Annotated in this window: 22 protein-coding genes and 2 pseudogenes; 8 read left to right on the top strand and 16 right to left on the bottom strand. The window is 59.8% G+C overall.

Annotation, left to right across the window (positions count from 1 at the left end; genetic code table 11):
• Positions 1-274 precede the first annotated feature (274 nt).
• Together ACQUTP_RS00120 and ACQUTP_RS00115 are read right to left on the bottom strand one after the other, a co-directional pair.
• Positions 275-1891, bottom strand: coding sequence for a peptide ABC transporter substrate-binding protein (locus ACQUTP_RS00120; RefSeq protein WP_032455964.1), 1617 nt, complete (start codon positions 1889-1891; stop codon positions 275-277).
• A pseudogene (locus tag ACQUTP_RS00115) lies at positions 1892-2005 on the bottom strand (hypothetical protein); the annotation flags it as partial.
• 71 nt (positions 2006-2076) lie between these two features.
• On the opposite strand from ACQUTP_RS00115, the gene mpaA reads away from it, so the two are divergent.
• Positions 2077-2784: a murein tripeptide amidase MpaA gene (gene mpaA / locus ACQUTP_RS00110; protein WP_023318054.1), complete on the top strand. Its 708-nt coding sequence runs from the start codon at positions 2077-2079 to the stop codon at positions 2782-2784.
• A gap of 2 nt (positions 2785-2786) precedes the next feature.
• Here the strand turns inward: mpaA and ycjG are convergent, their stop codons facing one another.
• The gene (gene ycjG / locus ACQUTP_RS00105) at positions 2787-3752 is read right to left on the bottom strand and encodes an L-Ala-D/L-Glu epimerase (RefSeq protein ID WP_043521190.1); all 966 of its coding nucleotides are present in this window, start codon (positions 3750-3752) and stop codon (positions 2787-2789) included.
• Positions 3753-3854: 102 nt separating this feature from the next.
• Here ycjG and tpx point away from each other — a divergent pair, with 102 nt between their 5' ends.
• A complete protein-coding gene (gene tpx / locus ACQUTP_RS00100) occupies positions 3855-4361 on the top strand; it encodes a thiol peroxidase (RefSeq protein WP_004203917.1) in 507 nt (168 codons plus the stop codon).
• 70 nt (positions 4362-4431) lie between these two features.
• On the opposite strand, the gene ACQUTP_RS00095 is transcribed toward tpx, so the two are convergent.
• The 8 genes from ACQUTP_RS00095 to pspA all read right to left on the bottom strand — a co-directional run bounded on the left by ACQUTP_RS00095 (position 4432) and on the right by pspA (position 11465).
• Positions 4432-5484 (bottom strand): AbrB family transcriptional regulator, encoded by a 1053-nt coding sequence (locus ACQUTP_RS00095; RefSeq protein WP_004203916.1) that lies wholly within the window; start codon positions 5482-5484, stop codon positions 4432-4434.
• Between the two features lie 100 nt (positions 5485-5584).
• Positions 5585-7126 (bottom strand): transcriptional regulator TyrR, encoded by a 1542-nt coding sequence (gene tyrR, locus ACQUTP_RS00090; RefSeq protein ID WP_004203915.1) that lies wholly within the window; start codon positions 7124-7126, stop codon positions 5585-5587.
• 226 nt (positions 7127-7352) lie between these two features.
• A complete protein-coding gene (locus ACQUTP_RS00085; RefSeq protein WP_017900790.1) occupies positions 7353-8414 on the bottom strand; it encodes a YcjF family protein in 1062 nt (353 codons plus the stop codon).
• On the bottom strand, positions 8411-9808 hold the full coding sequence (locus ACQUTP_RS00080; protein WP_017900791.1) for a YcjX family protein: 1398 nt from the start codon (positions 9806-9808) through the stop codon (positions 8411-8413). The genes ACQUTP_RS00085 and ACQUTP_RS00080 overlap by 4 nt, the downstream gene beginning before the upstream one ends.
• Positions 9809-9910: 102 nt before the next feature.
• Entirely contained in the window at positions 9911-10129 is a 219-nt protein-coding gene (gene pspD, locus ACQUTP_RS00075) for a phage shock protein PspD (protein WP_002901915.1), read from the bottom strand.
• A 28-nt stretch (positions 10130-10157) separates the two neighbouring features.
• Entirely contained in the window at positions 10158-10517 is a 360-nt protein-coding gene (gene pspC, locus ACQUTP_RS00070; protein WP_004203911.1) for an envelope stress response membrane protein PspC, read from the bottom strand.
• Positions 10517-10741, bottom strand: a complete 225-nt coding sequence (gene pspB / locus ACQUTP_RS00065) for an envelope stress response membrane protein PspB (RefSeq protein WP_002901911.1) — start codon at positions 10739-10741, stop codon at positions 10517-10519. Before pspB ends, pspC begins: the two co-directional genes overlap by 1 nt.
• A gap of 55 nt (positions 10742-10796) precedes the next feature.
• Positions 10797-11465: a phage shock protein PspA gene (gene pspA, locus ACQUTP_RS00060; RefSeq protein ID WP_285755264.1), complete on the bottom strand. Its 669-nt coding sequence runs from the start codon at positions 11463-11465 to the stop codon at positions 10797-10799.
• A gap of 152 nt (positions 11466-11617) precedes the next feature.
• Between pspA and pspF the strand changes: the two genes are divergently transcribed.
• Positions 11618-12607, top strand: a complete 990-nt coding sequence (gene pspF / locus ACQUTP_RS00055; RefSeq protein WP_165453715.1) for a phage shock protein operon transcriptional activator — start codon at positions 11618-11620, stop codon at positions 12605-12607.
• On the opposite strand, the gene ACQUTP_RS00050 is transcribed toward pspF, so the two are convergent.
• Both ACQUTP_RS00050 and ACQUTP_RS00045 read right to left on the bottom strand, forming a co-directional pair.
• Positions 12598-13989, bottom strand: coding sequence for an MFS transporter (locus tag ACQUTP_RS00050; RefSeq protein WP_094311600.1), 1392 nt, complete (start codon positions 13987-13989; stop codon positions 12598-12600). The two genes, pspF and ACQUTP_RS00050, sit on opposite strands and share 10 nt — an antisense overlap.
• Positions 13990-14014: 25 nt before the next feature.
• The gene (locus ACQUTP_RS00045; RefSeq protein ID WP_032455885.1) at positions 14015-15184 is read right to left on the bottom strand and encodes a M20 aminoacylase family protein; all 1170 of its coding nucleotides are present in this window, start codon (positions 15182-15184) and stop codon (positions 14015-14017) included.
• Positions 15185-15355: 171 nt separating this feature from the next.
• On the opposite strand from ACQUTP_RS00045, the gene ACQUTP_RS00040 reads away from it, so the two are divergent.
• Positions 15356-17677 (top strand): helix-turn-helix domain-containing protein, encoded by a 2322-nt coding sequence (locus ACQUTP_RS00040; protein WP_285755270.1) that lies wholly within the window; start codon positions 15356-15358, stop codon positions 17675-17677.
• On the opposite strand, the gene ACQUTP_RS00035 is transcribed toward ACQUTP_RS00040, so the two are convergent.
• Positions 17644-18486 (bottom strand): helix-turn-helix transcriptional regulator, encoded by an 843-nt coding sequence (locus tag ACQUTP_RS00035; protein WP_260205410.1) that lies wholly within the window; start codon positions 18484-18486, stop codon positions 17644-17646. The genes ACQUTP_RS00040 and ACQUTP_RS00035 overlap by 34 nt on opposite strands.
• Positions 18487-18593: 107 nt before the next feature.
• On the opposite strand from ACQUTP_RS00035, the gene ACQUTP_RS00030 reads away from it, so the two are divergent.
• From ACQUTP_RS00030 to ACQUTP_RS00015, 4 genes are all read left to right on the top strand, one after another.
• Positions 18594-19502, top strand: coding sequence for an SDR family oxidoreductase (locus ACQUTP_RS00030; RefSeq protein WP_162574778.1), 909 nt, complete (start codon positions 18594-18596; stop codon positions 19500-19502).
• Between the two features lie 334 nt (positions 19503-19836).
• Positions 19837-21480, top strand: coding sequence for an ABC transporter substrate-binding protein SapA (gene sapA, locus ACQUTP_RS00025; RefSeq protein WP_032455881.1), 1644 nt, complete (start codon positions 19837-19839; stop codon positions 21478-21480).
• Complete coding sequence (gene sapB, locus ACQUTP_RS00020; protein WP_032455880.1) at positions 21477-22442, top strand: putrescine export ABC transporter permease SapB; 966 nt, start codon at positions 21477-21479, stop codon at positions 22440-22442. Before sapA ends, sapB begins: the two co-directional genes overlap by 4 nt.
• A 206-nt stretch (positions 22443-22648) precedes the next feature.
• On the top strand, positions 22649-23326 hold the full coding sequence (locus tag ACQUTP_RS00015; RefSeq protein ID WP_065804477.1) for an SOS response-associated peptidase: 678 nt from the start codon (positions 22649-22651) through the stop codon (positions 23324-23326).
• Positions 23327-23462: 136 nt separating this feature from the next.
• On the opposite strand, the gene ACQUTP_RS00010 is transcribed toward ACQUTP_RS00015, so the two are convergent.
• Both ACQUTP_RS00010 and ACQUTP_RS00005 read right to left on the bottom strand, forming a co-directional pair.
• Positions 23463-24425 (bottom strand): PIN domain-containing protein, encoded by a 963-nt coding sequence (locus ACQUTP_RS00010; protein ID WP_065804476.1) that lies wholly within the window; start codon positions 24423-24425, stop codon positions 23463-23465.
• Positions 24426-24625: 200 nt separating this feature from the next.
• Positions 24626-25150: pseudogene (locus ACQUTP_RS00005) on the bottom strand (DUF4113 domain-containing protein); the annotation flags it as partial.
• Positions 25151-25262 lie beyond the last annotated feature (112 nt).

Here is a 25262-nt window from a genome sequence, read left to right as displayed (position 1 = left end):
CTGGTATTTTCACTTAAGTCGATCTTCGGTGCGACCAGTTACTGAATATATAATATGAAAAGGACAGCCTTTTTATATATTTCGAACATGAAAAATTATTTAGTTCTGGTTTTTCATTATATGAAGACGATATTAATTTTTAAGATCTGGCAAAGCTTAAAGCACCAAATTCTCAATTGGCTGATTTACTTATTAATAAATAACTGGCGCCGCAATCCGCGCCAGCTCTGGGTTCAGCAATGGCTACCTGCCCTGAGCAGGAGGCCAGTACGCATCAGTGTTTAACGATATACATGGTACGGCTGTAGGCCACATCTTCCGGGTTGGTGATCGGGTAGCCTTTCAGCCACGGCTTAATCAGCCGACCGTTGGTGTACTGGTAGATCGGCGCAATTGGCGCTTTGGCCATAATGATCTTCTCCGCCGCGTTGTAATCGTCGTTACGCGCTTTGGCCGAATTCTCCACCGCCGCCTGGGCGAGGATTTTGTCGTACGCCGGATCGTTAAAGCGGGAAATATTTCCGCTGTGGGTGGAAGTCAGTAGCGACAGGAAAGTGGACGGCTCGTTGTAATCCCCTACCCAGGAGGCGCGGATCACATCGAAATTGCCGGTGTTGCGGCTGTCGATATAGGTTTTCCACTCCTGATTCTGCAGCTTCACATCCACGCCGAGGTTCTTCTTCCACATCGACGCCACTGCGATGGCAATTTTCTGATGGTTCTCAGAGGTGTTATACAGCAGCGTCAGCTTTAGCGGGCGATTCGGGCCATAGCCGGCGGCGGCCAGCAGGGCTTTCGCCTGGGCGTTAAGCTCGGCCTGACTCATACTCTCAAACTGCGACGGCTGCGGCGTGAAGCCCGCCGTTACGTCCGGTGTGAAACGCCAGGCCGGTTTTTCCCCGGTCCCTAGCACTTTCTCCGCCATCACCCGGCGATCGATGGTCATACTCAGCGCCAGTCGCACCCGCTCGTCCGCTGTCGGCCCTTTTTGGGTATTAAAGGCGTAATAGTAGGTGCCCAGCTGCGGCGGGGTATACACCTGTCCAGGAATATCCTTCAGCAGCTTCTGGTACATATTTTTCGGGAAAGATTCGGTGATATCGATATCGCCGGCCAGATAGCGCTTGGTGGCGGCGGACTCCTGGTTGATCGGCACAAAGGTGACCTGCTGGATCACCGTTTTGGCGTTATCCCAGTAGTGGTTGTTCGGCACCAGCACCAGCTTTTCATTCACGACGCGATCTTTCAGAACATAGGCGCCGTTGCCCACCAGGCTGCCGGGCCGCGTCCAGTTCGCGCCGCTGTCGACATTGGCTTTTTGCACCGGATAGAAGGCAAAGCTGGCGGTCAGGTTGCTGAACCATGGCAGCGGCTTATCCAGCTGCACCCGCAGGGTGTGGGCGTCGACGGCGGTGACCCCCAGGGTCTCCGGCGCGGCTTTGCCGTCGATGATGTTCTGCGCGTTGGCGATCCCCGCCAGCGCCGCGAACCAGGCGAACGGCGAAGTGGTTTTCGGATCCACCAGACGCCGCCAGCTATAGACGAAATCCTCGGCGGTGACCGGCGTACCGTCGGACCAGCGGGCGTTATCGCGCAGGGTAAAGGTCCAGACGCGGTTATCATTGCTCTGCCAGCGGGTCGCCACCCCCGGCACCAGGTTGCCTTTCGCATCCTGATTGACTAAACCTTCAAACAGATCGCGGATCACCTGGATTTCCGGCAGGCCCACCGCTTTGGCGGGATCTAACGAGGCGGGTTCATCTTTGATATGGCGCACCAACTGCTGTTTTTCCGCCAGTACCGTGCCCGGCGGTACGTCCGCCGCCCAGGCCAGAGAAGATACGCTGGCTAACCACAGCGCGCCGCATGTCAAAGCGACAGGATACTTCATAAGATCCCCTTTAAAATGAGAAAAAACACCGCCAACAGAGCGATAATTATTTGTTTCATCACCTGAAATTGCAAACAACATATGATAGAAAATTGATGTGCCGTCGGATTTCACGCCTCGGGAATGGGTTTGATTCCAACACGCTTTTCGCCAACACTGAATAATAACGACACACAGGAAGCTCTATGTCTATTTCACGTCCTCGCCCGCAGCGCGGCGACTTTCCGCCGGGAACCCGGCAGTACGGCAGCTCGGAACTGGGCGCGCCGCTGCTGTGGTTTCCTGCGCCGATGGCCGACAGCCGCAGCGGCCTGATTATTGCCGGCACCCACGGCGATGAGAATTCGTCGATTGTGACCCTCTCCTGCGCCCTGCGCACCCTGAAGCCGGAGCTGCGCCGCCACCACGTGGTCCTGACGGTCAATCCTGACGGCTGTCAGCTCGGGCTACGCGCTAACGCCCGCGGCGTGGACCTCAACCGTAACTTTCCAGCCGCTAACTGGAGACAAGGGGAAACGGTGTACCGCTGGAACAGCGCGGCGGCGGAACGAGACGTGGTGCTGTTGACCGGCGAGCAGCCTGGTTCGGAGCGGGAGACCCAGGCCCTGTGTCAGTTGATCCATCAGATCCATCCGGCGTGGGTGGTCTCCTTTCACGATCCGCTGGCCTGCATCGAAGACCCGGGACACAGCCCGCTGGGACACTGGCTGGCGGACGCCTTCTCACTGCCGCTGGTGGGCAGCGTGGGCTACGACACCCCAGGTTCCTTTGGCAGCTGGTGCGCCGATATCGGGCTCCCCTGCATCACCGCCGAGTTTCCGCCGGTCTCCGCCGACGAGGCAACGGAGCGTTACCTGCCGGCGATGACCGACCTGCTGCGCTGGCAGGCTTAAACTTAAAGATGAAGCACGCCGGTGCTGAACCGCAGCGCCGGCTCAACGTCCACCGCCAGCCATGTCGGGCCGTCGAGGTCGGCGAAGCGCGCCAGCGGCGCCAGGGGGAGCGCGGCGGCGATCCCGCGCGAGGTGCAGAGCATACAGCCCAGCATCCGTTCAAAGCCCTGCCGTTCCGCCTCCCCGGCCAGGGCCAGCGCTTCGGTCAGGCCGCCGGTTTTGTCCAGTTTGATATTGATCATCTCATAGCGCCCGCGCAGCCTCGGCAGGCTCTCCCGGGTATGGCAGCTCTCGTCGGCGCAAATCGGTAACGGATGAACGAAGTTTTCCAGCGCCGCATCGGCGTCGGCGGGGAGCGGCTGCTCAAGCATCGCCACGCCGAGGTCCGCCAGCAGCTGGCAGCGCGCCGCCAGCCCCTCGCTGTGCCAGGATTCATTGGCATCGACAATCAACGTGGCCTGCGGCGCCGCCTGGCGAATAGCGATTAACCGCTCGCTGATAAGCCGGTCGTCGAGCTTCACCTTCAACAGTTGAGCACCCTTCTGCCACAGCGCCGCGGCGCTGGCCGCCATCTGATCCGCCGTGCCAATGACCACCGTCTGGGCGGTGATCACCCGCTCGGGCAACGTCACTCCCAGCAGTTGGGGCAAGGTTTTGCCTTCGCGCCGCGCCTGCAGATCCCACAGGGCGCAGTCAATGGCATTGCGCGCGGCGCCTGCGGGCAGCAGCCGCTGCAGCTGTTCGCGGGTAAGTCCCGCCTCCAGCTGCTCGCCGATCGCCATCACCTGGGCCATGACCGACGCGATGCTTTCGCCATAGCGTGGATAAGGCGTGCATTCGCCCACGCCTTTCACACCGTCCTCTTCCAGTTCCACCACCACCACTTTTGCTTCGCTGCGGCTGCCGCGGGCGATCACAAAGGGGGTGTGGAGCGGCCAGGCTTCCTCATACACTCGCACGTTACGCATTCCCTTGTCCTCTCTGGTCAATGTTAAATAGGGTTTGCCGTGTAGCTGGCGGATGTCATACACTACTCGCGACGTTAACTATATGTAAACAGGAAGATAACCATGTCACAAACCGTGCATTTCCAGGGCAACCCCGTTTCTGTTCAGGGCACCATTCCGCAGGCAGGCGCTAAAGCGCAGCCGTTTACGCTGGTCGCCAAAGATCTCTCTGACGTCGCGCTGAGCCAGTACGCCGGCAAACGTAAAGTACTGAATATTTTCCCGAGCATTGATACCGGCGTGTGCGCCGCATCAGTGCGTAAATTCAACCAGCTGGCCGCTGAACTGGACAACACCGTGGTGCTGTGCATTTCCGCTGACCTGCCGTTCGCCCAGTCTCGCTTCTGCGGCGCCGAAGGCCTGAGCAACGTGGTGACCCTTTCCACGCTGCGCGGCGCATCGTTCCTCGCTGACTACGGCGTCGCTATCTCTGCCGGTCCGCTGGCTGGCCTGGCCGCTCGCGCCGTGGTCGTTATCGATGAAAACGATCAGGTCGTCTACAGCCAGCTGGTGAACGAAATCACCGAAGAGCCAGACTACGACGCCGCGCTGGCCGCCCTGAAAGCCTGATAACAGACTGCCCTGGCGCAGCGCGCCTGCGGACATTCGCTTTGCTCAGCCCCCGCTCTGCGGGGGCTTTTTATTGCCGCGGCGCATAGCGGGAAATCGTCCGCGCCATCGCCGGACCGGTCAGCAAAATGGTAAACAGCCGCAGCGTCTGCAGCGCCATGATGAACGACATATCCGCCCGGGTACCGGCGGCGATAATCGCCACGGTGTCCAGCCCGCCGGGGCTGGTGGCCAGATAGGCGGTCATAAAGTCCATCGGCAAAATATGAGTCAGGGCAAGGGCCATCAGGGCGCACATCAGGATCAGCCCGAGGATGGAGGCGATAATCTGCGGCAGCGTCTTCAGGGCCAGTAGAAAAACCGCTTTGTTAAACTGCAGGCCCACCGTCCAGCCCAGCACCGCGTAGGCCATCGCCAGCAACCACTCCGGCAGCTCCAGCATCACCCAGCCGCCGCCCTGGACCAGCGCGCCGAACAGCATCGGCAGCAGCATGGCTCCGGAAGGGATACGCAGCCGGACGCCCAGCCAACAGGCCGCCGCCGTCAGCAACAGCGTGATAGGAAAATTGAGGGTCAACGGCGCAAACCAGACGATGGCCTGGCTCATTGCCTGCGCCTCGTTGCCCAGGGCATAGCGCACCACCAGCGCCGCCGCGCCGACGACAAACAGCACCCGTAGATACTGCATCAGCGCCACCAGCCGCACATCTGCCCCGTACTCCTGAGCCATCACTACCATTGCCGACGCCCCGCCGGGAGAGCTTCCCCAGGCGCCGGTGGCGCCCGGCAGCGCGCTATAGCGAACCAACAGCCAGCCGGTGAGACCACTGATCGCCAGGGTGGTCAACAGGATCGCCAGCACCAGCGCCCAGTTAGCGAACAGTACGCCAAAAACAGAGGGATTAATCGCCCTGGCGATCATGCAGCCAACAATGGCCTGCGCCGCCAGATAACAGGGGCGAGGGATGCTCAGCTTCACCCCGCGCAGGCTCAAAATGAGACCGGCGATCAGCGGCCCCAGCAGCAGCGCTGCCGGCAAATGAAGGCGTAACAGCAGCGAGGAAAAGAGAACGGAGAGCAGCAGCAATATCAGCCACTGCCCGATCGCGCGACGCGACGCCAAGATGCACCACCCCGGAAAAAGAATTAAACAACCAGTATATACAGGTTTGGCCCGCTTTGCAGGCCGAATGCCGGCGACATAGGTCGCCGGCCTGGCGGGATTATTCGTCGCCCTTTTTCTGACTCAGACCATATTCACGCAGCTTATTAGCGATGGCGGTATGCGACACCCCCAGCCGCTTCGCCAGCTTACGGGTGCTGGGGTAGCTGCGATAGAGCTGGGTCAGCACCGAGCGCTCAAAACGGCGGGTAATGTCGTCCAGCGACCCTTCCATGGCCTCCTCGCCCACCGGCAGCGAGGCGACGTCGTGGTCCGGCAGCAGAATGTCCTGCGGACGCAGTTCGAATCCTTCCAGCTGGGTTAGCGCGCGATAGACAGCATTTTTCAGCTGACGAACATTGCCGGGCCAGCTGTAGCGGGTAAGCACCGTACTCAGGTCGGCGGAGAGCTTCGGCCGCGGGATCCCCTGCTCATCAGCAAAGCGGGCAACAAACAGCTCCGTCAGCGGCATAATGTCCTGCGGGCAGTCGCGCAGCGGCGGCAGATACAGGGTCAGGACGTTGAGGCGATAGTAGAGATCTTCGCGGAACAGTCCTTTCTGCACCAGCTCGACCAGGTTTTTCTGCGTCGCGCAGATCACCCGCACATCGACGTGTACTTCATGATCCTCGCCGACGCGGCGGAAGGTGCCGTCGTTGAGAAAGCGCAGCAGCTTGGTCTGCATTCGCGGCGACATCTCGCCAATTTCATCCAGCAGCACCGAACCGCCGTTGGCCTGCTCGAAGAAGCCTTTTTTGCCCTGCAGGGCGTCGCCGAACAGTTCGCTCTCGACCGCGTCCTCGGGAATGGAGCCACAGTTAAGCGCCAGATAGGGTTTGCCCGCCCGCGGGCTGGCCAGATGGCAGGCATGCGCCAGCAGATCTTTGCCGGTGCCCGTATCGCCGACAATCAACAGCGGCGCGCTGAGCATCGCCAGCTTGCGCGCTTGCTCCACCACGTGGCGCATTTTCGGCCCCACCGCGAGGATCTGACTGAAGGCGCTGGTGTCCTGGCTGGTCATGGTCTGCAGCTGCCGTCCCATGCGCACGGTTGAGCGCAGCATCGCCACGGCGCCGGTCAGCACTCGCTCGTTATGCTCCCCTTCCAGATAGACCGGGGTCACTTCCAGCAGGTAGTTCTGCCCGTTCACCACCACATGCTCCGCATGCGTCTCCTGCGGGCTACTTTCCAGCCAGCGCTGGACGTTGAAATCGGCGATCAGCTGGGCCACCGGATGGTTACGCAGCTTCGCCTGGCTTTGGCCAAACAGCAGGCAGCTGGCGGGGTTGGCCAGTTCGACCCTGCCTTTGGTATCCAGCGACAGCACCGGCTCCGGCATCGCCACCAACAGCGCGCTGAGCGCCAGATGTTCACGCTCAGATGGCATCCACGGCACGGTGCGCACGTCTGTCACGCCGGCGATACGGCGGATCTCCGCCATCAGGCTGCTGAAGGTGGCGAACTCCAGTTCGGCAAAATTGAGGTAGATACGGCCAATAGGGTCAATATCGATACCACGCAGATCAATGCCGCGCAGCACCAGCAAATCGAGCAATTCACGAGTCAGACCGAGGCGGTCTTCACAAAAGACTTCAAGACGCATGGGAGTGTTCACCCTAAAAGTGCCAATGACCGGAGAATAATAGGCCAGGAATGGACTTTCGGGAAGCTAACTGTCAACAATTATTGACAGTGTGGCGGAAAAATGGGCGCTGCGCCGTAAAGTCAGGCGGTCAGTGGTGAAATTAACGCAGGGCGAGCCGGGATTCAACATAACCTCAAGGCCGGGCAAGGCGAAGCCGCCGCCCGGCAATGTCTCTGAGCGGAGGTTACTTCTCCGGACTGGTTTTGCTTTTCTGCAGGGTTTCTTTCAGCTGGCCAATCAGCTCACGACGAAAATCGCCGAGCCGCGGTTTATCATCGGCGAGCCACGGCAGCGGGCGGCACAGCTCCATTGCCTTAATCCCGAGGCGGGCGGTGAGCAGGCCGGCGCCGATGCCCTGCGCGGCGCGCGCCGACAACCGGGCCGCCAGATCCTGCGACATCCAGTCCATGCCCACCTCGCGCACCAGTTCGCTGGCGCCGGCGAAAGCGATATTCAGCAGCACCAGGCGAAACAGGCGCAGGCGGCTGTAATACCCGAGCTCAATGCCGTACAGGGTGGCAATCCGGTTGATCAACCGCAGATTGCGCCAGGCGATAAACGCCATATCCACCAGCGCCAGCGGGCTGACGGCGATCATCAGCGTCGACTCCGCCGCCGAACGGCTGATTTCCCGCCGCGCCTGAGCATCAAGCACCGGCTGCACCAGTTGGGCATAGAGGCTGACCACTTCCCGGTCGCTTTGCGTTTCGTGGATGGCGGCATACCAGCGCTGCAGCGCCGGATGCGACTGATCCAGCCCGGCCTGCTGCGCCAGCTTCTCACAAAAGGCTTTCCCTTTACCGACCGCGTGACTGTGCAGCATATCGCGGGCTTCATCGCGTTCGTGGGCGCGCTGGCGCAGTCGCCACAGGCGGCGCCACTCGGTGGCCACCGATCCGACGCCGGCGCCGACGATCAGCGCCCCGGCGACGCAGCCGCCCAGCGCAATCCAGTCCTGGGTCTGCCAGGCGTTGGCGGTCCACTGTACCCCTTGCGCCACGACGCTGACGCCGAAGATCGCCAGGCCTGCGCTGACCATCCGCCGCCACAGACTGCGTTTCGGCCGCAGCACTGACTCGACCACCGCCTCTGCCGCCCCCTCTTCCTCTTCGCCGGTCACCAGACGCGCCGGCGCGAAGTTATCGGCTTCCAGTCGGTCGAAGGCGCGAGCGCTTTTCAGCGGCGGCGTTTTTTCCGCCTGCAGCGGGCCATCAAAATCAATCCGCGGTTTTAACGGTTCGCTCATCGCAGTTTATCTCCAATCAAAAATTCCAGCGCCGCGTCGAGGCGTATGTGCGGCAAGGGCCGATCGACATCCATGACCTGCGGACGAAAGTTTTCAAACTGAAAGCCCTGCTGCTGCCAGAAGGCCTGGCCCGGCAGGCGCGCCGGCACCTCGCCGGGATAGATGGTCAACGGCTGGCCGTCGCTCAGCCGATTGCCGCGCAGGGCGGGAATTTTCTCGCCGTTCAGCTCAATCAGCCCGCTCTGGGTCGCCTGAATGGACGCCAGCCCCAGGCAATCCATACTGATCCCCTCGAAGGCGGCATTCTGCCACGCATCCTGGATCAACTGCTGCAGGAGCGACACCATATTGCTGTGCTGATCCACCGTGACGTGGTCGGCTTTGGTGGCAGCGAACAGCAGCTTGTCGATGACCGGCGAAAACAGCCGGCGAAATAAGGTGCGCTGCCCGTAATGGAAACTTTGCATCAGCTGGGTCAGCGCCAGGCGCATATCGTTAAACGCTTGCGGCCCGCTGTTGAGCGGCTGCAGGCAGTCCACCAGCACAATCTGCCGGTCGAAGCGCAGGAAGTGCTCTTTGTAGAACCCCTTCACTACCTTTTCGCAGTAGTACTTATAGCGTTCGCGCAGCATGCCGGCGTTGCTGTGTTTATCAGCTTGCGCCAGCTTGGCTTCGCCGACGGCGTCGACGTCTGGCCATGGGAAGAACTGTAGCGCCGGCGCGCCGGCCATTTCGCCGGGCAGGACAAAGCGCCCGGGCTGGATAAAGTGCAACCCTTCACGCTTACAGGCGTGCAGATAGTCCGTCCAGGCGGCGGCGATGTCGGCCAGACGGGCCTCGTCGGCAGGAGCCAGCGGATCCAGCCCGGCGCAGAGCTGCCGCCAGCGGGCCGACCACTCTGCACGCTGTCCCTGCAGGAGTCCGGTCATCTGCCGCGACCAGCTCAGATAATCCTGCGCCAGCATCGGTAAATCGAGCAGCCACTCCCCCGGATAGTCGACAATCTCCAGATACAGCGTGGAGGTGTCTTTAAAGTGGCGCAGCAGGGAGTCATTGGAACGGTAGCGCAGCGCGAGACGGATCTCGCTCACGCCGCGCGTCGGGGTTGGCCACATGGGCGGCTGGCCGTACAGCTGGGCCAGCCCTTCATCGTAGGTGAATCGCGGAATGCCGAAGTCCCGCTGCGGCACGCGCTTGACCCCAAGCAGTCGCTCTTCGCGCGCGGCGCTCAGCAGCGGCAGGCGGGCGCCGGTGTGAATATTTAGCAGTTGGTTGACCAGCGCGGTGATAAACGCCGTTTTGCCGCTGCGGCTCAGGCCGGTCACCGCCAGGCGTAAATGCCGGTCAACCCCGCGGTTGACCAGCGCATTCAGTTCAGTTTTCAGTCGCTTCATCGCCAGTCCGTTATGCCCTGAAGGTGTGTCTCGTCATCATAAGCTATCCGCCGGGAATAAGCAGGACAACGTTAATCCTTTTGCGCCTTCCCCACGGCGGCGTTATTTCATCCCGCGCGTGACGCGGTTGGCCAGCCGGCTGAGCAGCGGCTCCAGCGCCACCGCCAGCAGCATTTTCAGCGGCCGCCGCGCGACCGATTTGACCGCCCAGCCGGCAACGCCCGCCGGGCCATAACGCAGCGCGGTCAGCAGCGCCAGCTTACCGACGATTTTCAGACCGGGCTTCACCTGCTGCCCGGCGCGTTGCCATTTGCTATTCATGCGTTGCCTCACTCGTTAACAACAGGGTTTACAGCTGACGAAAGCGGCTGCGCAGCGTGAAGGTGTCGGAGGTGACGTACCGTTCCATCTCACGCAGACGCTGTTCGCCGGAGGCCAGTTCGGCATCCACGGCGGCCAACAGATCGCCATTGCTCGGCGCTTTATGGCCGTACAGCTCACTGTCCGGCATCGGGTCCAGGGCGAAGGTCAGAATGATGTAGGCCACCAGGACGAAGAAAAAGAGGCCAAAAATCATCGCCAGCACGGTAATCAGGCGCACCAGCTTCACCGGGACGTCAAGATGCTGAGCAATGCCCGCGCAGACGCCCTTCACCATTCCGCGCTGCGGAATACGCCACAGTTTTTTATTCAGATCCAGTCCAGCCATTATTTGTCTCTCCAGTTCGGATGTTCGGCATCCAGGATCGCTTCCAGCGCCTGAATGCGCTCGCGCATCCGCTTCGCGTCATCGGTCAACTGCAGCAGCCGTTGCTGCTCATTTTGCGTCAGACTGCCGTTGGCGCCGCGATTGTTGTAGTGCAGCCATAGCCAGACCGGCAGAACAAACAGCACAAACAGCGTCAGCGGAATGGCGAGAAAAAGCATGCTCATGTGTACTCCTTACAGGGGGTGAGCCGCGGCGCAACGCCGCGCCGCGCAATCGTACTTACTGGTTGGACTGATTCATTTTGGCTTTCAACGCCGCCAGCTGCTCGCTGATTTCATCGTCCGCTTTCAGTTCGGCAAACTGCTGATCCAGCGTCTGCTGCTTGCCAAAGCGGTGGCTCTCCGCTTCCGCTTCCATCTGATCGATGCGACGCTCAAAGGATACAAAGCGCGCCATCGCCTCATCCAGTTTACCGCTGTCCAGCTGGCGACGCACATCGCGCGACGAACTCGCCGCCTGATGACGCAGCGCCAGCGCCTGCTGACGAGCGCGGGTTTCGCTGAGTTTGTTCTCCAGCTCGCCAATCTCTTTCTTCATCCGCGCCAGCGTTTCATCCACCAGCTGCACTTCGTGGTCCAGCTGAGCAATAAGGTCGGTCAGCTTCTGTTTTTCGATCAGCGCCGCCCGGGCCAGATCCTCTTTCTCTTTGCGCAGGGCCAGCTCGGCCTTTTCCTGCCATTCCGCCTGCTGGGCGACCGCCTGCTCAATACGACGGGTCAGCTGTTTCTTTTCGGCCAACGCGCGGGCCGACGTGGAACGTACCTCAACCAGCGTGTCTTCCATCTCCTGGATCATCAGACGCACCAGCTTTTGCGGGTCCTCAGCTTTCTCCAGCAGGGAGTTGATGTTGGCGTTCACGATGTCGGCAAAACGAGAAAAAATACCCATAATTTCAGTCCTCATAGTTCTGGTTGCAGGCATTCACCTGTGGGTTAGCTAATACAAATGGCGTGCCAACTTTTTATCTTATTGATTTTAAACAGAGTGGTTGCGAATTGCGCAGGGCATTGCTACATTCACCTGGTTAATCCCACTATTTAATGGCGAAATTCATCATGGCGCAGTACAAGGATAATCTGCTGGGCGAGGCCAACAGCTTTCTCGAGGTGCTGGAACAGGTTTCCCGACTGGCTCCGCTGGATAAGCCGGTGCTGGTCATCGGCGAGCGCGGTACCGGGAAAGAGCTTATCGCCAACCGTCTGCACTACCTCTCCGCCCGCTGGCAGGGGCCGTTTATCTCGCTGAACTGCGCGGCGCTGAACGACAATCTGCTCGATTCGGAACTATTCGGCCACGAAGCCGGGGCCTTCACCGGCGCCAGCAAGCGCCATCCCGGGCGCTTCGAGCGCGCCGACGGCGGGACGCTGTTTCTCGATGAGCTGGCGACAGCCCCAATGCTGGTGCAGGAGAAGCTGTTAAGAGTGATTGAATATGGCGAGCTGGAGCGCGTGGGCGGCAGCCAGCCGCTGCAGGTTAACGTCCGGCTGGTGTGCGCCACCAACGCTGACCTGCCGCGCATGGTGGAGGAAGGCCACTTTCGCGCCGACCTGCTCGACCGTCTGGCCTTCGACGTGGTGCAGCTCCCGCCGCTGCGCGAACGGCAGAGCGACATCATGCTGCTCGCCAACCAGTTTGCCATTCAGATGTGCCGCGAGCTCGGTCTGCCGCTGTTTCCCGGCTTCAGCGAACGAGCCACCGCCACACTGCTCGGCTACCGCTGGCCGGGGAATATTCGTGAACTGAAGAACGTCGTCGAGCGCTCGGTCTATCGCCACGGCGACAGCGAGCACGAGCTGGACGCCATTATCCTCAACCCTTTCCGTCAGACCGCCGCCGCCGTGCCGGAGGCCGCGTCCGGGGACGAGCTGCCCGCCCTGCCGCTGGATCTGCGCGATTTTCAGCTCCAGCAGGAAAAACGCCTGCTGCAGCGGAGTCTGCAGCAGGCGAAGTATCATCAGAAGCAGGCGGCGGAGCTGCTGGGGTTAACCTATCACCAGCTCCGCGCGCTGCTGAAAAAGCATCAGCTGTGAGAAGTGCGCGGCAGCAGCAGCGCGCTCACCGCCATCGCCCCCAGGCATAAGGCGGCGTTGAACCACAGGGCATACTGGGCGGCATGGGCCATGCCCAGCGGCAAAAACAGCGCGAAAAGTGACGCCGTCACGGCAATGCCCATCGCCCCGCCCAGCGAGCTGCCCATCTTGTAGATCCCCGAGGCGACGCCAATTTTGTTCTCCGGCGCGTTGGCCACCGCCGTATCCGTTGACGGCGTGGCGTAGCAGCCCAGCCCGAGGCCGAACAGCACGTTGCTGGCGAACACCACCCCGATATACAGCGCCTTATCGAGGAAGGTGCAGGATATCAGGCCGATGGCGATGGCGGTCAGCACCGGGCCGGCCATCATCGGCAGCCGGGCGCCATAGCGCTGCAGCAGCTTCTCGCCGACCCGGATCATCGCCAGGACGGTGACCAGATATCCGAGGGTCATCATTCCGCTCTCCAGCGGCGTCAGGTGGTGCCCTTGCTGTAGCCAGATGCTGGCGATCATCATGGTGCCAATCGCCCCGTTGAGCAGAAAGTTCGACAGCACCGCCGCACCGTAGGCCCGGTTGCGAAACAGCGCAAAATCGATCAGCGCTGCCTCGCCTTTGCGCAGCCCGCTGCGAATAAACACCGCGCCAGCGATCAGCGCCCCCGCCAGCATGGTCAACGACAGCGGACTGGCCCAACCCCAGCCGTGGCCTTTGCTGATAAACAGGTTCACCAGCACCAGCCCGACGATCAGGCTCAGCAGGCCGCCAACGTCCAGCTTATGCTGGCTGGCGCTGGCGCTGCGGCTCTCCGGCGTGCCGCGCAGCAAAAACAACGCCAACAGAGCGACGGCAATGGAGAAGACGAAGATCCAGCGCCAGCCCAGACCGGTGGCGATAGCTCCGCCAACGAAAGAGCACAGGCCGCTGCCGCCCCACGAGCCGATGACCCAGAAGCTGACCGCCCGCTGCCGCGCACGCCCCTCATACCAGGTCTTAATCAGCGCCAGCGTCGCCGGCATAATGCACGCCGCCGACAGCCCCTGCAGCACCCGGCCGGCGAGGAACAGCCCCGGCCCCTGGGCCAGTACCAGCATGGCGCTGCCGATGATGCTCAGCCCCAGTCCGAGGGTGGTCATCCGCATGCGGCCAAACTTGTCCGCCAGACCGCCGCTGGCCACCACGAAACAGCCGCTGAACAGCGCGCTGAGGCTGACGGCCAGGGTTAGGGTCTCAAGGGAAATATCAAGACTGCTTTTCATCGCCGGCACGACGTTAATCACCGACTGGGCAAACAGCCAGAAGGTTAAAACGCTCAGCACAATCCCTACCAGCAGACGATCGCTGCCGACAAAGGAGGTGTCGCTTACGGTGACAGTGCTCATTGCATGGCCCTCCCGTTTCCGGTGATTAACGCAGATAGTGTTCCGTCAGGCCGCACCACAGCGCCGCCCCGCTTAGCAACAGCGCGTCGTTGAAGTCATAGCCCGGGTTATGCACCATGCAGCGATCCGGCTCGTCCCCAGCGCCGATAGTGAAATAACTGCCGTGGGGGTGCTGCTCCAGCATGAAAGCGAAATCTTCACTGCCCATAAACGGCTTCACCTCGCCCACCTGCTCTGCGCCAAACAGCGCTGTCGCCACCTCCCGCACCATAGCGTTTGCCGCCGGATCGTTACGCAATACCGGGCTGCCGTTGACGTGGGTCAGCGTGGCCGTGGCGTTGAAGCTCTCCGCCTGGGCCACGGCAATGTCATGGATCCGCTGCAGCACGGTCTCACGTACCTGCTCATTGAGGGTGCGCACCGTGAGCTTCATCAGCACGTGATCGTTAATGATATTGGGCGCATGTCCGGCCTGGATGCTGCCGACGGTCACCACCGCCGGCTCAAACGGGGTGATATTGCGCGAGACGATGGACTGCAGCGCGAGGGTAATATGGCAGGCCACCAGCGTGGCATCCACCGTATGCTCCGGCACCGCGCCGTGGCCGCCAACGCCCTTCACTTCAATATGCAGCGTATCGGAGGAGGCCATCATCGCCCCGTCGCGCAGGCCGATTTTACCCAGCGGCTGACCCGGCATATTGTGCAGGCCGAAGATGGCGTCGCAGGGAAACTGGTCAAACAGACCGTCCTCGACCATTACCCGCCCACCGTACAGTAACTCTTCCGCAGGCTGGAAAATCAGCTGCAGCGTCCCGTTAAACTGGCGTGTGCGCGCCAGATATTCAGCCGCGTAGAGCAGCGTAGTGGTGTGCCCGTCATGGCCGCAGCCGTGAAAGCGCCCTTCGACCTGGCTTGCCCACGGCTTCCCGCTCCGCTCCTGCATCGGCAGCGCATCCATATCGGCCCGCAGGCCGAGGCGTTTTTTTCCGTGGCCGACGCGCAGCGTGCCCACCACTCCGGTGCCCGCCAGGCCGCGGTGAACCTCGTATCCCCACTCGCCAAGCAGTCGGGCGATCTCGCTGCTGGTCTGATGCTCTTCAAAGCCGATCTCCGGCTGCTGGTGGAACCGGCGACGTAAGGCAATAAATTGCGCCTCGTTGACCTGCAAGGCTTCAAGCAACGGATGTGTCATTTTTTTTATTCCTGTGTTGTGTTTGCACGACACTTTCGAGTTTATGCGGGTGAAACAGCTTTCAGGCGCGGTTTTTTGTTTTATATTGACGAGAAATCAATGAGTGTTTTTCATACATATCGGTTATGACAAAAAACAACCGGTTGCTTTTTGTCGACAGAGGAGAGCCATGTGGAGCAGCATTCAGGCGACTTTAGCGTCACCGTGCGCGATGTGCGTCAGCTGAGCCAGCCGGAAAGCGATCTGCTGACGCTGCTGTGGGTGCTGGAAGGGAGCGTAAATCTAACGGAGGCGGAAGGTGCGCCGCAGCAGCTTGCCGTCGACGAGCTGGCGATCGTTAACCGCAACCGTCGCTGGAGCCTGCGCAGCGCCGGGGGCAACGCGGTGATGATCCTGACCCTCGCCGCCAGCTGGCTGGCCCGCCTCGACACCACTTTTTTTGCCGTCGACTACCAGATATCGCCGCGCACCCGGGATGCCGATGACGGCCTGCGCCGCCTGATGCGCCAGCTGCTGGTGAGCGGTCTGGTCAATCATCCCGGCCATTACCGGCTGGAGGCCAACCGCTGGTTGAGCGAGATAGCGCTGCTGCTGGCCACGCGCTTCAGCCAGCCCATCGTCTCCACGCCGCGGCGCGATTCAGAAAAATGGAGCCGGAGGATAGCCAGCGTGGTGGCGCGGATCGACGCCAACTATCAGCGCCGTCTCTCTTTACAGGAGGTGGCGGCCGCAGAGTTTGTCTCCGAGGCCTGGCTGTCACGCCTGTTTCACAAGGAGGTTGGCGTCAGTTTTGTTCAGTACCTCACCGCGCTGCGCCTGCGCCACGCCGCCGACCAGCTGTTAACCACGCGCAAACCCGTTCAGCAAATTGCCCGCGAACAGGGGTTCGCCAGCACGCGAATGATGAGCGATCTGTTTAAGCGCCACCATGGCGTGACGCCGCGCCAGTATCGCGAGCAGTCCCCCCGGGAGCCTGGCCGACCGCGCCCGCCGCAGGGAGATCGCTGGCAGCCGGTGGCCGTGGACCGGCTCTACGCCCGCCTTAATGAGCCGGAACCACCCGACAGGGAGAGCCAGCCGCTGCTGATCAATCCGCCGCAAACCCGGGAGATCAACCTGCACCAGCGACCGGCGCGCGCCGCAGTGCTGCGCCATACCCGGATGGTGGTGACCGTGCGCGAGCTGGACGATCTGCTGCGGGAGGACGTGCGCCGCGAGCTGGAGCAGTTGCACCGCGTCCTGCCTGTGTATGCCATCGATATCAACGACGCCTTTCTCAGCAGCCGCCTGTTCGGCACCGGCTGGGACGATCCGCAGATGGCTGGCTACGCCTGCTGGTACAACCTGCAGCAGATCTTCAGCTGGCTGGCGGTGATGGGCTGGCAGGTGATCCTGCATACCGGGGTCACCACTCGCAGCGACCTGCTGCAGCGCTTCCTGCAACTCGCTGCCAACCATTTTCCGCCGGCGACGCTCAGCAGTTGGCGCTTTGTCTGGCACTGGTCGCCGCAGGCGAGCGAAGCGGCTCGCCAGGCCGCCTGGCGGCAGCAGCGCGAGGTTCTTCACCGTCTTCTGCCCCAGCCGCAGCTGGGGATCTGGCACCGCTTTGCCGCCAGCGCACCCGGGGACGATCCCCTGTTCCACTCGCCGCTGCTGGCGGAAGCCGATTTTCTCGCCTGCCAGGCGGATGCCAACGAACAGCTCGATCTGGCCCAGGCGGACAGCAGCAGTCTGGCCTTCAGCGAGCACTATCCGGCGCATAAGCTGCGGCAGATCCACAGCGCCCTGCGTCAACGGCAGCTCAACCTGCCGCTATGGCTGCTCTCGTGGAATACGCTGACCGGCGATACGCGGGACACTAACGGGCGCTTTTTTCGCGGCGCGCTGTTGATGGATAATCTGCTGGGGGTCGCTGACCAGGTCTGGCTGGCGGGCTTCTGGTTAAATTCCGGCCTTCAGGGCGAAGCCCGCGCCAACGGCAAGCTGGATACCTCAAGCCTGGCGCTGCACTATCTGCACGGGCTGCCGCGCCCGGTTTACTGGGTGCTGTGGCTCTGGCGACGGCTGCGCGGCGAGATCCTGTTCCACGACAAAAACCTGCTGCTGCTCCATCATCAGGGGCACTACCAGCTACTGCTGCGCAATACGGTGGTCTACAACCCCTGGCTCTCCAGCGAAGCGGCTTTTATTCAACGCTTCAGCCAGCCGTACAGTGTGCGGCTGCAGGGGCTCAAGGGCCGCTGGCGCGTCAAACAGCACCTGTTCGATCAGCACCACGGCGCGCTGTTCCCGCTGGTGGACGCCTTTCGCAGCCGCAGCGGCCCCGACGCCGAAGATTATCAATGGCTGATGCATCAGGCTCGTCCGGCGCTCAGCGTGGAGGAGGCCCGGCTCGATGGCCACTGGCTGCGGGTCGACTCGCTGGAGAGCAACGCACTGGCGCTGTACGAATTTACCCCTCAGCTCTCCCCCGGCGAGGATCCTGACGCCTGAAGCAAACCGTGAATTTTGCGCTGGCTCTCCGTCGTCGCCGAATTGAAAACCAGCAGCGACAGATCGGGACGGCCTTCCACGGCAAAAGAGGTGAACTCCAGATCGAGCGGGCCCATCTGCGGGTGGTTAATGCGCTTATAGCCTTCGCCGTGGCCGGCGACGTCATGGCTTTGCCAGAAACGGGCGAACTCGACGCTCTGCTGGCTGAGCTCCGCGATCAGCTGGTCAGTTTCTTTCGTGGAGCCCATCCGCGTGACGTCGGCGCGGAAGGCGTTAACGATAAGCTGCCCAACCGTCTGCCAGTCCTCCAGGGTGCAGCGGGCCTCAGGCCGGGTAAACAGGCGGCGCAGCACGTTGCGCTCCGCCAGCGGCAGCTGGCCGTAGTCGGTCAGCACCCTGGCCGCCGCCGTGTTCCAGGCGATCACGTCCCAGCTGGCGGTACGGATAATCGCCGGAATGGTGAAGGCGTCAAGCACCCGCTGCAGCCGCGGCGTCATATCATCCGTGACCGTCAAACGGGTCTGCGGCGGATGGCCGAAGGCGAGAATAAACAGATGTTCGCGCTCCGGGGTGGTCAGCCGCAGACCGCGGGCGATCCGCTCCAGCACCTCGCGGGAAGGCGCCCCGCCGCGGCCCTGTTCAAGCCAGGTATACCAGGTCGGGCTGATGCTGGCCAGCTGGGCGACCTCTTCACGACGCAGGCCCGGCGTGCGCCGGCGTCCCGCCGGGAAGCCAAACGTCGCCGGGTCGAGACGCTGACGCCTGGCGCGGAGAAAATCACCTAAAGCATGATTGTCAGAAGTGTTCATCATCTGCCTGTGAGTCTGCCTGTTAGAATTTATACCCCGATAATGTCTCTACTTTTATAGTATGACATCGTGGGTAGGATACGCCTGAAAACCCGTTCAGGAGGTTCATGATGCGTATATTTCTTACCGGCGCGAGCGGATTTATCGGCTCGCGTATTCTTCCGGCGCTACAGGCGTCGGGTCATCAGGTTATCGGCCTCGCGCGCAGCGACGCTACGGCGCAGGCCCTGGAAGCGGCAGGCGTCGAGGTGCATCGCGGCACGCTGGATGCCCCCGATTCGCTGCTGGCGGGCGTCGAGCGCGCCGACGCGGTGATCCATACCGCTTTCGACCACGACTTCAGCCGCTTTGCCGCCAACTGCGAGAAAGACCGCCAGGCGATCCTGACCATGGGCCAGGCGCTGCGCGGCAGCGAGCGGCCGCTGGTCATCACCTCCGGCACGCTGATGGGCGACGACGGGAGCGGCGCCCCGGCCCGCGAGTCGTGCTTTAACGCAGCGCACCCCAGCCCGCGCACCGCTTCAGAGCTCGCCGGCCAGCAGCTGCTGGAGGCGGGAGTGGACGTCCGGGTGGTTCGCCTGCCGCAGGTGCATGACACCGTGCGCCAGGGGCTGCTGACCTGCTATATCGAGAGCGCGGTCGCCAGCGGCGCGGTGGCCTTGCGCGGCGAGGGGAACAACCGCTGGTCCGCCGCCCATGTCGATGACGTCGCGCGCCTTTACGTCAGCGCCCTGCTGCAGGGCGCTGCGGGCGAACGCTACCATGCGGTGGCTGAAGAGGGGATCGCGTTACGAGAGATCGCCGCAGTCATCGCCCGGGGTTTAAATCTGCCGCTGACCCAGTTGGATGAGACGCAGGCCGACGCCTGGTTCGGCTGGTTTGCCCCCTTTACCACCCTTGAGCTGCGCGCCAGCTCGGCATGGACCCGCGAGCGATTGCAGTGGCAGCCGGTCGGCCCCGGGCTGCTGGAGGATTTACGGAATATGGATTACCAAAAAGTGACGTTGTCACAATAAGCAAAGACGTTCCGCTCCTTTATTACACCCGACGGGTAGGGTTAGCCGCCCGTCGGACCATCTGCTTTCTCCCCGCTATACTGAATTTATCCTCGGCGTTAGCGTCGCTTCCACCGTCCGGTCAACCGCGGCCAAACAGAGCTGACTGGCGATATCGGCGATAAAAAGTTACCATGTTTCATTATACAGACTCGGTTCCGCGACTATTTTAATCAATTGACTGAATACTATACGCCCCCGGTAACCGCATTATCCCTCAGGCTTGTTGAAGGCGGTGGTGAATGTCTATGAATCTTAATAAGATAGAGTTCAACTCTATAATCAAACAGAAAATATGCGCCTGAAATTGTCATCTCTCCTGGCAGCGGTTTCCCTGCTGTGTGGGCAGGCTTTTGCCGCCCCTGCGCTTCCCGACCGCGCCGATATTCGCGACAGCGGTTTCGTCTATTGCGTCAGCGGCCAGGTGAATACCTTTAATCCGCAGAAAGTGAGCAGCGGACTGATCGTCGATACGCTGGCTGCGCAGATCTACGATCGCCTGCTTGACGTCGACCCTTATACCTATCGGCTGGTCCCCGAGCTGGCGGAGAGCTGGGAAGTCCTTGATAACGGCGCCACCTACCGTTTTCACCTGCGCCGCCACGTCCCGTTTCAACGCACGGCATGGTTCTCCCCTACGCGGGATTTCAACGCCGATGACGTGATCTTTACCTTTGGCCGCATCTTTAACCGCGATCACCCTTGGCACAACGTCAACGGCAGCAGCTTCCCCTACTTCGACAGCCTGCAGTTTGCTGACAGCGTGGAAAGCGTCCGCAAGCTCGATAATCAGACCGTGGAATTTCGCCTCAAGCGGCCGGACGCCTCATTCCTCTGGCATCTTGCCACCCACTATGCGTCGATTACCTCCGCCGAATATGCCGCCCGCTTAACGCAGGACGATCGTCAGGAACAGCTCGATCGCCAGCCGGTGGGCACCGGCCCGTTCCAGTTGTCCGAGTACCGCTCCGGACAGTATGTTCGCCTTCAGCGCCACCCCGGCTACTGGCGCGGCAAACCGTTGATGCCGCAGGTGGTGGTCGACCTCGGCTCCGGCGGTACCGGCCGCCTGTCAAAACTGCTGACCGGCGAATGCGACGTGCTGGCCTGGCCGGCCGCCAGCCAGTTGACGATCCTGCGTGACGACCCGCGCCTGCGCCTGACGCTGCGTCCGGGGATGAACATTGCCTGGCTGGCCTTCAACACCGCCAAGCCGCCGCTGGACAACCCGGAGGTACGCCACGCGCTGGCGCTGGCCATCAACAACCAGCGCCTGATGCAATCCATCTACTACGGCACCGCGGAGACGGCGGCGTCGATGCTGCCGCGCGCCTCCTGGGCCTACGATAACGACGCTAAGATTACCGAATATAATCCCCAGGAGGCTCGTGCTCGTCTGAAGGCGCTGGGGCTGGAAAATCTCACCCTCAAGCTGTGGGTTCCCACCAGCTCGCAGGCGTGGAACCCCAGCCCGTTGAAAACAGCCGAGCTGATCCAGGCAGATATGGCGCAGATTGGCGTCAAAGTAATCATCATGCCGGTGGAGGGGCGCTTCCAGGAGGCGCGGCTGATGGACATGAACCATGACCTGACGCTCTCCGGCTGGGCGACGGACAGTAACGATCCGGACAGTTTTTTCCGGCCGCTGCTGAGCTGCGCGGCGATCGCCTCGCAAACCAACTTTGCCCACTGGTGTAACCGGGAATTTGATGACGTGCTGCAAAAAGCGCTGCTCTCGCAACAGCTCTCCTCGCGGATGGACGCTTACAAAGAGGCCCAGCGCATCCTCGCCCGTGAACTGCCGGTCCTGCCGCTGGCCTCGTCGCTGCGGTTGCAGGCCTATCGCTATGATATGAAAGGTCTGGTGCTTAGCCCCTTCGGTAACGCTTCCTTCGCTGGCGTATCGCGGGAGAAAACCGAAGAGGTGAAAAAACCATGATTATTTTTACCCTGCGCCGTCTGCTGCTGCTGTTGGTCACCCTCTTTTTTCTGACCTTTGTCGGCTTCAGCCTGAGCTACTTCACTCCCCATGCCCCGCTGCAGGGCGCGACCCTGTGGAATGCGTGGCTGTTCTGGTTTGAAGGGGTACTACACTGGGATTTTGGCGTCTCCAGCATCAACGGCCAGCTGATTTCCGATCAGTTGCGCGAGGTGTTCCCGGCGACCATGGAGCTGTGCATCCTCGCCTTCGGCTTTGCCCTGCTGATTGGCATTCCGGTGGGGATGATCGCCGGCGTGATGCGCAACAAATGGCCCGATACCCTGATCAGCGCCGTTGCGCTGGTCGGTTTTTCGATCCCGGTCTTCTGGCTCGCGCTGCTCCTGACCCTCTTCTTCTCCCTGACCCTCGGCTGGCTTCCGGTCTCCGGCCGCTTCGACCTGCTGTATGAGGTGAAAAACGTCACCGGTTTCGCGCTGATCGACGCCTGGCTTTCGGACTCACCGTGGCGCCATGAGATGATCGTCAGCGCCGCCCGGCATATGGTGCTGCCGGTGCTGACCCTGGCGGTAGCCCCTACTACCGAAGTGATCCGCCTGATGCGCATTAGCACCAGCGAGGTCTATGACACCAACTACGTCAAGGCGGCCGCCACCCGCGGCGTGTCGCGACGCAAAATTCTACTGCGCCACGTGCTGCACAACGCCCTGCCGCCGGTGATCCCGCGCCTCGGCCTGCAGTTTTCCACCATGCTCACCCTGGCGATGATCACCGAGATGGTGTTCAGCTGGCCCGGACTGGGCCGCTGGCTGATCAACGCCATTCGTCAGCAGGACTACGCGGCGATCTCCGCCGGAGTAATGGTGATTGGCGCGCTGGTGATTATTGTCAACGTGATTTCCGATATTCTCGGTGCCATGGCTAACCCACTGAAACATAAGGAATGGTATGCCCTACGATAGCACCTACAAAATGATTATTTTTGTCAATTAAAAACAATGAGTTAAACTTTTAAATTGTGCAATTTTCCTGATTTTAATACACAATTTTGTACACTTTGTTTTTGACGTCATCTCCGACAGTCATCAGTTAGATGGCTGTCGGAGTTCCCCCCTCCTACGTTTCCTCCACACCTTCTATACTTTCAGTCTGAAGACTGGAGGTAACCATGTGCGGACGATTTGCTCAATCCCAAACCCGTGAAGAATATCTGGCATACCTAGCGGATGAAGCCGAGCGCGACATCGCATACGACCCTGAGCCGATTGGGCGTTACAACGTGGCTCCGGGGACTAAAGTTTTGCTCCTGAGCGAACGAGACGAACAGCTGCACCTCGATCCGGTTCACTGGGGTTACGCACCCGGGTGGTGGGATAAACCACCGCTGATTAATGCCCGGGTGGAGACCGCAGCCACCAGCAGGATGTTTAAACCGCTTTGGCAGCACGGTCGAGCGATCTGCTTTGCCGATGGCTGGTTCGAATGGACAAAAGAAGGCGACAAGAAGCAGCCCTACTTTATCCATCGTGCCGATGGCCAACCGATATTCATGGCAGCGATCGGCAGCGTACCTTTTGAGCGCGGCGACGAAGCCGAAGGGTTTTTGATAGTGACCGCTGCGGCCGAGCAGGGGTTGGTCGATATTCACGACCGCCGGCCACTGGTTTTGACGCCGGAAGCAGCACGCGAATGGATGCGCCAGGATATAGGCGGAAAGGAAGCCGAAGAGATAGCAGTCGACGGAGCAATATCAGCCGACCATTTCACCTGGCACCCGGTATCGCGAGCGGTTGGTAATGTGAAAAATCAGGGGCCTGAATTGATTGAGGCTATCAAAAGCCTGTAGCTTTGATGACGTCTGGAATGTGCCATAAGTGGACATGGCTGATATCATCATGTACTAATCAACGGGGAGCAGGTCACTTAAACTGTTTAACTAAAAAAGGACTCCAAAGAGTCCTCTGAATGTGGCATACCCTGTTTTAATTACCGTTAATGAAATTTTTGAAGTGTTCAGCAAACTCATCATTGTCTTCGTTCTTGCCAGCCACATATTCTTCGAGAATTTTCCTACCAAATTTACGAACGTCCTGATCATGTCTGATATATCCAACTTGATCATTGTCAAAGTAGATGTGCATTAACTTAAGGATCTGGTTCTGGTTAAAGTCTTTATACTTCGAAAGTTTCTCGATTACTCTATGAGTTGCATGGAAATTAGGAGATTCTTCGAGATCCTTGATTGTAAGTTCTACTTCAAGATCAGCAAGGTTTGTTGCTTGTGGGAAGTGGTCTTTGATGAACTCAGACAAACGAGCATACATGTGCGGCTCCGACTTTTTCTTTGTCTTCCACTCATGCTTCATGTACTCGTTCATATCACCTTCAATGAAGGGACTTTTGTAGTCTGAGTCTTCGGTGATCAGGTAAAGATCCTCACGTTCTGGAATCTCTTTCAGCAAGCATTCCCAGTTAACAGCGTCGCCGTAAGATTTGTTCTTACCCGGTGGATTGCCGAGATCATAACGCAGCATACCTTTCTTAATCGTTTCTTCATCTGCCTCAATTATCGTAGCTACATCAAAAATCCTTTTAATAACAATATCGGCGGCTAAAGTTTCAGTCTTGAACTGTTCCTGAATATGACTAAAGATTATGTTCTTGATTTTATTTGATTCAGTGACAGCCTTGTTGAACTCTCTGATATCATCATGCTGTCTGAAGATGTGAGGAAGAACGGGTTTGTAGTCCTTCTCAATATCTTTGATGTTGTCAGCTACAACTTTAGAGCGATTACGCCAGAACTCATTCTTCAGAAGCGCCGGAAGCCAAAGTTTAAGTTTTCCGTACTGGTGTAATGCAAAAACCTTGTCTAGCTCGTCTAACTTATCCTTACCCATACGGTAGAAGTCTAAGAATAGATTGGTATCAATGAAGACGTTCATCAGATTTCCTTTCCATAAACATAAGAAAAACCACCCTATCAGACAATTCTTAACCATGCATCAGATATCAGTAAGTTTTCACATAATTTTCACTGACCTGATCTGCCGCCTGTAGATTCGCATAGAATACTGTTAGTAATCTCCACTCCTCGCTCTAACGGACTGTAGTAACAGCATAACCACTACCGTTAATGGCCGAATCATCTAACTTTGAGCAGGTCACAGAACCTCGTAGTATAGCGCGGGGATAGCATTTCTCGTTTCATCTGCCAGGCAGGCTGGATCCCCTGCCCTGCAAAATACAGAGTTCCTCTGCCGTCTTTCGCATTGAGATGGTCGAGTACTTCCATGAGTTTTTCACTGTTCTTTCGTGGTGCGTTGTCATCAAACAGGTTGAGTTGCGCTACGCCCTGGCTGTAGAAATCTCCAAGCATCACCCCTGCTTTTTGGTAGCGATGACCGTCTCGCCAGATTACATCGAGGCATTTCGTCGCCGCGGTAATTATGTCCCGACTGTCCTGGGTCGGAGTTAGCAGCTTTACTGATGCGCTGTTTCCGTAGTATGGCTCGTTAAGCGCAAAGGGGCTGGTTTTGACGAATGCAGAGATAAATCTGCAATACTGATGCTCGCCACGAAGTTTCTCCGCTGCACGTGAGGCGTAGCTGCACATCGCCTGCCTCATCTCATGGTATTCAGTGATACGGCCGCCGAACGAACGGCTGCACTGAAGTGGTCAACAAAAACTGGCCACCGCGTTAGAGTTTTTCCAGTATCGGTTTTCTGATTCGTTTGGTGGTAACCCACCATTATATTCGTGCGGTCTTAGTGCGCTGTAA

The organism is Klebsiella sp. 2-CIP_Kleb. (genome assembly GCF_050378715.1).
In the GTDB taxonomy this organism is placed as follows: Bacteria; Pseudomonadota; Gammaproteobacteria; order Enterobacterales; family Enterobacteriaceae; genus Klebsiella; species Klebsiella quasipneumoniae.
This window is presented reverse-complemented; position numbering and strand designations above follow the sequence as displayed.

Excerpts from the sequence above, each read along its gene's own strand:
- ACQUTP_RS00080 (WP_017900791.1), bottom strand. The coding sequence starts at position 9,808 with ATGAAGCGACTGAAAACTGAACTGAATGCGCTGGTCAACCGCGGGGTT.
- pspD (WP_002901915.1), bottom strand. The coding sequence starts at position 10,129 with ATGAATAGCAAATGGCAACGCGCCGGGCAGCAGGTGAAGCCCGGTCTG.
- pspC (WP_004203911.1), bottom strand. The coding sequence starts at position 10,517 with ATGGCTGGACTGGATCTGAATAAAAAACTGTGGCGTATTCCGCAGCGC.
- mpaA (WP_023318054.1), top strand. The coding sequence starts at position 2,077 with ATGTCTATTTCACGTCCTCGCCCGCAGCGCGGCGACTTTCCGCCGGGA.
- pspB (WP_002901911.1), bottom strand. The coding sequence starts at position 10,741 with ATGAGCATGCTTTTTCTCGCCATTCCGCTGACGCTGTTTGTGCTGTTT.
- tyrR (WP_004203915.1), bottom strand. The coding sequence starts at position 7,126 with ATGCGTCTTGAAGTCTTTTGTGAAGACCGCCTCGGTCTGACTCGTGAA.
- ACQUTP_RS00030 (WP_162574778.1), top strand. The coding sequence starts at position 18,594 with ATGATGCGTATATTTCTTACCGGCGCGAGCGGATTTATCGGCTCGCGT.
- ACQUTP_RS00035 (WP_260205410.1), bottom strand. The coding sequence starts at position 18,486 with ATGAACACTTCTGACAATCATGCTTTAGGTGATTTTCTCCGCGCCAGG.
- ACQUTP_RS00045 (WP_032455885.1), bottom strand. The coding sequence starts at position 15,184 with ATGACACATCCGTTGCTTGAAGCCTTGCAGGTCAACGAGGCGCAATTT.
- tpx (WP_004203917.1), top strand. The coding sequence starts at position 3,855 with ATGTCACAAACCGTGCATTTCCAGGGCAACCCCGTTTCTGTTCAGGGC.
- ACQUTP_RS00085 (WP_017900790.1), bottom strand. The coding sequence starts at position 8,414 with ATGAGCGAACCGTTAAAACCGCGGATTGATTTTGATGGCCCGCTGCAG.
- pspA (WP_285755264.1), bottom strand. The coding sequence starts at position 11,465 with ATGGGTATTTTTTCTCGTTTTGCCGACATCGTGAACGCCAACATCAAC.
- sapA (WP_032455881.1), top strand. The coding sequence starts at position 19,837 with ATGCGCCTGAAATTGTCATCTCTCCTGGCAGCGGTTTCCCTGCTGTGT.
- ACQUTP_RS00050 (WP_094311600.1), bottom strand. The coding sequence starts at position 13,989 with ATGAGCACTGTCACCGTAAGCGACACCTCCTTTGTCGGCAGCGATCGT.
- ACQUTP_RS00010 (WP_065804476.1), bottom strand. The coding sequence starts at position 24,425 with ATGAACGTCTTCATTGATACCAATCTATTCTTAGACTTCTACCGTATG.
- pspF (WP_165453715.1), top strand. The coding sequence starts at position 11,618 with ATGGCGAAATTCATCATGGCGCAGTACAAGGATAATCTGCTGGGCGAG.
- ACQUTP_RS00015 (WP_065804477.1), top strand. The coding sequence starts at position 22,649 with ATGTGCGGACGATTTGCTCAATCCCAAACCCGTGAAGAATATCTGGCA.
- sapB (WP_032455880.1), top strand. The coding sequence starts at position 21,477 with ATGATTATTTTTACCCTGCGCCGTCTGCTGCTGCTGTTGGTCACCCTC.
- ycjG (WP_043521190.1), bottom strand. The coding sequence starts at position 3,752 with ATGCGTAACGTGCGAGTGTATGAGGAAGCCTGGCCGCTCCACACCCCC.
- ACQUTP_RS00120 (WP_032455964.1), bottom strand. The coding sequence starts at position 1,891 with ATGAAGTATCCTGTCGCTTTGACATGCGGCGCGCTGTGGTTAGCCAGC.